The organism is Pseudoalteromonas sp. UG3-2 (assembly GCF_037120705.1).
Taxonomy (GTDB): domain Bacteria; phylum Pseudomonadota; class Gammaproteobacteria; order Enterobacterales; family Alteromonadaceae; genus Pseudoalteromonas.
In genome coordinates, this window is sequence record NZ_JAWLJU010000002.1 from 2408852 (window position 1) to 2415000 (window position 6149).

A 6149-nucleotide genomic window follows, 5' to 3' on the forward strand; every position below is an offset into this window, starting at 1 on the left:
GAAGATGTTTGATATTCTAATGTATTTATTTGAAAACTATATTCATAGTGAGTCAGAAATTTTTGTTGAACAGAACGAGCTCACCGATGAACTCCTCCGCGCCGGCTTCAGTCAGGGTGAAATTTACAAAGCACTAGACTGGCTTGAGCAACTCGCTGATCTTCAGCACAGCGATGAGTATCCTTACCTTAATGCCAAGCCCGATCACGCAACGCGAATTTACACGGAATCTGAGTGCAATATGTTAGATGTGCAAAGCCGCGGATTCTTGATGTTTGTGGAGCAAATTGGCGTGATCGATGGCACTACAAGAGAAATGGTTATGGATAGATTATTTGCGTTAGATAAAACCTACATTAGCTTAGATGACTTAAAATGGGTGATTTTAATGGTGCTATTCAACGTGCCCGGCAAAGAACATGCCTACGCGCAAATGGAAGACTTAATTTTTACTGAGCCTGCCACCGTGGTGCACTAAGCAGCAGAATATAGATAATTGCTGAATTAATTGGCAATTTCCTTGACCCACTAGACTAGGCGATTATATTAGGCGCTGAAAAGTACCTAGGGTGGGAGGACCAATGAGCAAAATTGATCATGCTCTATTTAATGCTGACAAACATGCACTTGAAAAAGAGTATGAAGTTTGTCCGCAATGTGGCTCTGAGCTAGTGATAAAAAACAGTAAAAGCGGACCGTTTATTGGCTGTGCCAGTTACCCCCAGTGCGACTACACCCGTGCTATTGCCCATCATGATAGTCATGTGATCAAAGTGCTTGAGGACGTGGCATGCCCTGAGTGTGGTAAGGACTTAGTCATAAAAAATGGTCGCTACGGCATGTTTATTGGCTGCACTGGCTACCCTGAGTGTCATTATATTGGTCATGAGGAAGAACCTGAGCCCGAGGCTTTGCCTGATTGCCCGAAATGCCAAACAGGGCAACTGACACAGCGCAAGAATAAGTTTGGTAAGCACTTTTACAGCTGCGATAAGTACCCTAGCTGCAAATACACACTCAATTACCCGCCCGTTGCGCAAACTTGTGAGCAATGCGGTTGGCCAGTGCTGGTGGAGAAGACCCGAGCTGGCAAGGCTGTGCTACAATGTCCGCAAAAATCATGTCAAAAGGTCGTGGACAAAGCGTGAGTACTACTGCAAATGGCGACTCGCTCGAAGTTGCTAATCAACTCAGCGTCGAACAGGCATTAACTGAAGGGGCTGTGATTTGCTACCCCACAGAAGCTATATTTGGCTTAGGGTGCGACCCTGATAACCAAGCCGCCGTTGCGCAACTGTTGCAGCTAAAAGGGCGGCCGCTAAGTAAAGGTTTGATCCTAATTGCTGATAATTACTCTCAGTGTTTGCCTTACGTTGCAGATGAAAATATTCCTTTGCACAAACGCGCTGAGATATTTTCTAGTTGGCCTGGTGCCGTAACTTGGTTGCTTCCTGCTAAGGCTTCAGCGCCGCGTTGGCTTACCGGTGGTCGCCAGACGATTGCCATTCGAGTAACCGCGCACCCGTTGGTGAAGCGCATATGCCAAGCATTTGCAAAACCCATTGTCTCTACTAGCGCCAATTTCAGCGGTGAGATGCCTGTGACGTCACTCTCCCAAGCCAAAGCCCTATTTGCCGATCAAGTTGACTACTATGTTGACGGCCCTTTAGGCTGTCATTCGAGCCCCAGCGTAATCAAGGACGCCATGACAGGCAAAGTGATCCGAGGAACATAATTACTATGAGTCAAGTAAATTTAGAAACAGTAAAAAGCTTTTTATTACAGCTGCAAGACCATATTTGCCAAGGTCTTGAGCAAGCTGACGGTGGCGCCAAGTTCGTTGAAGATGCTTGGCAAAGAGAAGAAGGTGGGGGCGGTCGTACCCGCGTTATCCGCGATGGTAATGTGATTGAGCAAGGGGGAGTGAACTACTCCCATGTTTTTGGTGCCTCAATGCCCGCTTCAGCCACGGCTCACCGACCGGAATTAGCAGGACGTAGCTTTCATGCTTGTGGTGTGTCCTTGGTGATCCATCCTAAAAATCCCCATATTCCTACCAGCCATGCCAATGTGCGGTTTTTTATTGCCGAAAAAGAAGGTGAAGCACCGATTTGGTGGTTTGGTGGCGGCTTTGATTTAACCCCATTTTATCCGCAAATGGAGGACGTTCAACATTGGCACCAAGTTGCAGCGGATTTGTGCGCGCCATTTGGTGAGCAGGTGTATGATGACTATAAAAAATGGTGTGATGATTATTTCTATTTGAAACACCGCAAGGAAACCCGAGGCGTAGGTGGTTTATTCTTCGATGATTTAAATCAGTGGGGCTTTGATAAGAGTTTTGCCTTTATGCAGGCGGTAGGGAATGGCTTTCTGGACGCCTACTTACCTATTATCGCTAAGCGCAAAGACACGCCCTATGGTGAACAAGAGCGACAGTTCCAGTTGTACCGCCGAGGTCGTTACGTCGAATTTAATCTGGTTTGGGATCGTGGCACCTTATTTGGTTTGCAAACAGGCGGGCGCACTGAGTCTATTTTGATGTCGATGCCACCGCTTGCGCGTTGGGAATATGACTTCCAGCCTGAGCCTGGATCGGCAGAGGCAAGGTTAAACGAGTTTTTAACTCCCAGAGACTGGTTAAATAAATAAGGAGCCTTTTGGCTCCTTATTTATTACCTGTTAGTTGAGTTTAAATCCTCTTACCTGTTCATCCAGATCTCTGGCCAATGTTAGTAGCTCTTCACTGATCTGTTTCGAGCCATGGGCATCAACGAGCGAGGTTTCAGCATTATCACTGATGGCAACAACGCTGCGATTAATTTCTTCTGCTGCAAGGTTCTGCTGCTCAGTGGCATCGGCTATTTGTAAGTTTAAAGCATTTATTTCATGCATTTGCGTTGATATGTCTTTTAGTGCTTGAGCGACTTTTTTCACTTGTCCTGCGCGTTCATCGGCTTCTTCACAAGAGGCACTCATGGCCGCAACGGTTTGCTCTGCCTCGGTTTGTAACTTATCAATGGTTCTTTTAATTTCATCCGTCGAGTCATGGGTTCTGGTGGCCAGAGTTCTCACTTCATCGGCGACCACAGCAAAACCTCGGCCCGCTTCACCGGCCCGCGCAGCTTCAATGGCGGCATTGAGCGCCAGTAAATTGGTCTGCTCGGCGATAGCACTGATCACCTCAAGCACTTTGCCCACCTCCAATGTTTGCGCTTGTAACTGGGATACTTGCTCGGCTGCTTGGCGGACATCTTGCGCGAGTTGATTAATGCTTTGCTCTGTATGATTAGCAACCGCCATACTCTCTTCTGCCAGGTGGTTACTGCTGTCTGACTTCTCTGATGCAAAGTGGGTGGTGTTTTTCACTTCACTGGAAGAGCTTTCCAGCTCATTAATAGCCGCGGCTACCGAGTCAGTTCCTTGCTTTTGTTCTTGGATAGCCAACTCAGTGGTCTCTGCTGAGGCATAGATAGATTCAGCTGAACTAATTAATACCTTCGAAGAGTGAGACAGCTGCGAGATATTTTCTTTGAAGCTGTCCATCATTTTATTGTAGTTATTGGCCAGTCTTCCGAGCTCGTCATCCACGTCGTCGTCAATTCGTAAAGACAGATCCTTATTGCTGGTGGCCAGCCGCATAGTGCGACCCAAGGTTTTTAGGCGCACAATAAAGAGTTTGCGAAATAACACCCCTAAGAGCACAAAGGTGGTGATAAAAATAGCTGACAACAAGGCGGTACTTACCCAAGTGTTGTTATGCACGGTGCTGTCTATTTCTGCTAGGGAGTAACTAATTCTTACTACGCCCAGCACATCGCCTTCTTGGGCCTGATGGCAACCGAGGCAATTGGTTCCTTTATAATCTTCCAATGCCACCATCGGCTTTAAGAAGGTCATGATCCGATTACCATCGCGTTGCTCTATCACGAGGGTTTCTTTGCCGTTTAATGCGGCATATTCAGCATCTGAGCTAGGTGATTGGTTGGCATTGCCGGGGCCATACAGTTTATTCACTAACTCTGAGCGAATAATATGAGCATCTTCGATATTCGGGTGATTACGGATTTTTTCACTGAGTATCTCTCGGTTGGCCATGGTGCCGGTCAGCATCATGGTGTTGATAGAGTCAAAGTAGTTATCCGCAAGTAATTTGATGTTGCTCTCGACGGTTTCTTCGGCCAACGTTTTTTGTTGACTACTACTGCTAAGAATACTTGCAATCAGCACCAGTATACCGGTCACCGCCAGTAGGGCATATATTTTATGTTGGATAGACTTCACACGCATCGCACCTGTTCACTATAAGAACAAACATTATGCTGCTCTAGTGTAGGTGGTGATTTGACCTAGCGCAAAACAGTGCTGTAATCCTTACTATCTAATAGTTTTATACTACTCTTGATTGATCATATGGGTGGCCAATTGGGCTAGTGACTTTCTTAGGCCTTCTCTTAATAACGGGTTATCCACTTCTTCATCTAGCGCTTTGTTCATGCAGTGCATCCATTGGTCGCGCAAATCTTGGTCGATGGCAAAGGGCATATGGCGCATTCTTAATCTAGGGTGACCATACTTTTCAGCAAATAAGTCAGGACCGCCGAGCCAGCCGGATAGGAACTCGAAAAACACTAAGCGGATCCGATCCAATGGTTGTGGATGCATTTCGTATAGCGGCTTAGCATAAGGGTCTGTTGCCATAATGTCATAGAAGCGGTTGGCTAAATTGCGAGTCCCTTGTTCTCCACCAATAATTTCGTAAGGCGTTTTTTGTGGTGATGGGGCACTATTTGTTGCTTCTGAGGTTGCATCTTTATTGAAGATGCGTTTTATTAACTGCTTCATAATGACTCTTTATAAGGCGCTCTTTAACTATGGATAAATATGCGGTTTTCGGCAATCCGATAAAGCATTCTAAATCTCCTGCGATCCATGCGCAATTCGCACAACAATGTCGACAGCAATTAAGCTATGAGGCAATACTTACTCCACTAGAGCAGTTTCTGCAAACGGTAACCGCGTTTTTTGCTCAAGGTGGTCGTGGAGCGAATGTAACTGTGCCTTTTAAAGAGCAAGCTTATCAGTTTGCCGATAGCTTAAGTGAGCGTGCTGCGTTAGCTGGAGCTGTGAACACCCTTATTAAAGAGGACAATGGCACAATTAGTGGTGATAACACGGATGGTGAGGGTTTAGTTCAAGACCTCCTAAATCACCAAGTGACGCTTTCAGGAGCAAGCATATTGCTAGTTGGTGCCGGTGGCGCTGCCAGAGGGTGTATATATCCACTCTTTCAAGCTGGAGTGAAACAGATCTGGGTGACAAATCGCACAGAAGAGAGAGCACAGCAACTGGCAACGCAATTCCAGGGCTTTGGCAATATTTTAGCCAGCAGCTTAGAAGCAGTATCGAATAGCGATTTTGATATCATTATTAATTCCACCTCTTCGAGCTTAAATGGTGAGGTGCCGGCATTAGACGCTAATGTAGTTGCAGGTTGTAAGGTGGCTTATGATATGTTTTACAGCACGCAGCAGACCAGTTTTCTTCAGTGGGTGGCACAACATAACCGCCAAGCCCAACTGATTGACGGCATTGGCATGTTGGTAGAGCAAGCTGCAGAAGCCTTCTATCTATGGCGTGGGGTACGCCCTGATACCACTGCCAGTGTGCAACTGCTTAGAGGTGCATAATGAATCAAGCCATCTTATTTAATGATGATGTCAGTTATCACCAAGGGGAGCTACGCTTTACCGCGATGGCGAGTGGTCAGCTTATTATTTGTAAGGTAAGCACTAAGCTGCCACAACAACAGGCTTTAGAACATTTTGCTCAGCACCAGTTTGACTATGAAATGCAGGCTGAGCAATTTATTGAGGACGAAATGATTAGCTCTGAAGGCGAGGTAATCCTAGACTTCCTCTAGATAATCTTGTTTAAGTTCAACATAGTTTTGTGCTGATACTTTGAGAAAGTTGAGCTCCTGTTCGCTCAGCGGTCTGGCTTGTTTGACAGGGCTGCCGACATATAAGTAGCCTGATTCTAAGGTTTTGTTCGGTGGCACTAGAGCGCCGCCGGCGATGATGACATCATCTTCGACAGTCGCATTGTCCATAACAATAGCACCCATGCCTACTAATATACGGTTACCT

The 6149-nt window shown here is 46.3% G+C and carries 9 protein-coding genes (1 of these 9 cut by a window edge); 6 read left to right on the top strand and 3 right to left on the bottom strand.

The window, feature by feature from the left end; all coding sequences use genetic code 11:
* The first annotated feature begins 4 nt into the window (after positions 1-4).
* From R3P39_RS13740 to hemF, 4 genes are all read left to right on the top strand, one after another.
* Positions 5-478, top strand: a complete 474-nt coding sequence (locus tag R3P39_RS13740) for a DUF494 family protein (protein WP_336568143.1) — start codon at positions 5-7, stop codon at positions 476-478.
* 103 nt (positions 479-581) lie between these two features.
* On the top strand, positions 582-1148 hold the full coding sequence (locus R3P39_RS13745) for a DNA topoisomerase family protein (protein WP_336568145.1): 567 nt from the start codon (positions 582-584) through the stop codon (positions 1146-1148).
* Entirely contained in the window at positions 1145-1735 is a 591-nt protein-coding gene (locus tag R3P39_RS13750; RefSeq protein WP_336568146.1) for a Sua5/YciO/YrdC/YwlC family protein, read from the top strand. The genes R3P39_RS13745 and R3P39_RS13750 overlap by 4 nt, the downstream gene beginning before the upstream one ends.
* Before the next feature lie 5 nt (positions 1736-1740).
* The gene (gene hemF, locus R3P39_RS13755; protein WP_336568148.1) at positions 1741-2652 is read left to right on the top strand and encodes an oxygen-dependent coproporphyrinogen oxidase; all 912 of its coding nucleotides are present in this window, start codon (positions 1741-1743) and stop codon (positions 2650-2652) included.
* A 30-nt stretch (positions 2653-2682) separates the two neighbouring features.
* On the opposite strand, the gene R3P39_RS13760 is transcribed toward hemF, so the two are convergent.
* Positions 2683-4290 carry a methyl-accepting chemotaxis protein gene (locus R3P39_RS13760; protein WP_336568149.1) on the bottom strand — a complete coding sequence of 536 codons (1608 nt, stop codon included), beginning with the start codon at positions 4288-4290 and terminating at the stop codon, positions 2683-2685.
* A gap of 105 nt (positions 4291-4395) precedes the next feature.
* Positions 4396-4845: a group II truncated hemoglobin gene (locus R3P39_RS13765; RefSeq protein WP_336568150.1), complete on the bottom strand. Its 450-nt coding sequence runs from the start codon at positions 4843-4845 to the stop codon at positions 4396-4398.
* Positions 4846-4874: 29 nt separating this feature from the next.
* Between R3P39_RS13765 and aroE the strand changes: the two genes are divergently transcribed.
* Both aroE and R3P39_RS13775 read left to right on the top strand, forming a co-directional pair.
* Positions 4875-5690, top strand: coding sequence for a shikimate dehydrogenase (aroE, locus tag R3P39_RS13770; RefSeq protein WP_336568151.1), 816 nt, complete (start codon positions 4875-4877; stop codon positions 5688-5690).
* The gene (locus R3P39_RS13775) at positions 5690-5923 is read left to right on the top strand and encodes a DUF1488 family protein (protein ID WP_336568153.1); all 234 of its coding nucleotides are present in this window, start codon (positions 5690-5692) and stop codon (positions 5921-5923) included. The genes aroE and R3P39_RS13775 overlap by 1 nt, the downstream gene beginning before the upstream one ends.
* On the opposite strand, the gene R3P39_RS13780 is transcribed toward R3P39_RS13775, so the two are convergent.
* Positions 5909-6149, bottom strand: partial view of a gamma carbonic anhydrase family protein gene (locus R3P39_RS13780; protein ID WP_442962050.1) — the end only. 293 nt of this gene lie beyond the right edge of the window; only the last 241 of its 534 coding nucleotides appear in the window; the start codon falls outside the window, past its right edge; its stop codon occupies positions 5909-5911. The two genes, R3P39_RS13775 and R3P39_RS13780, sit on opposite strands and share 15 nt — an antisense overlap.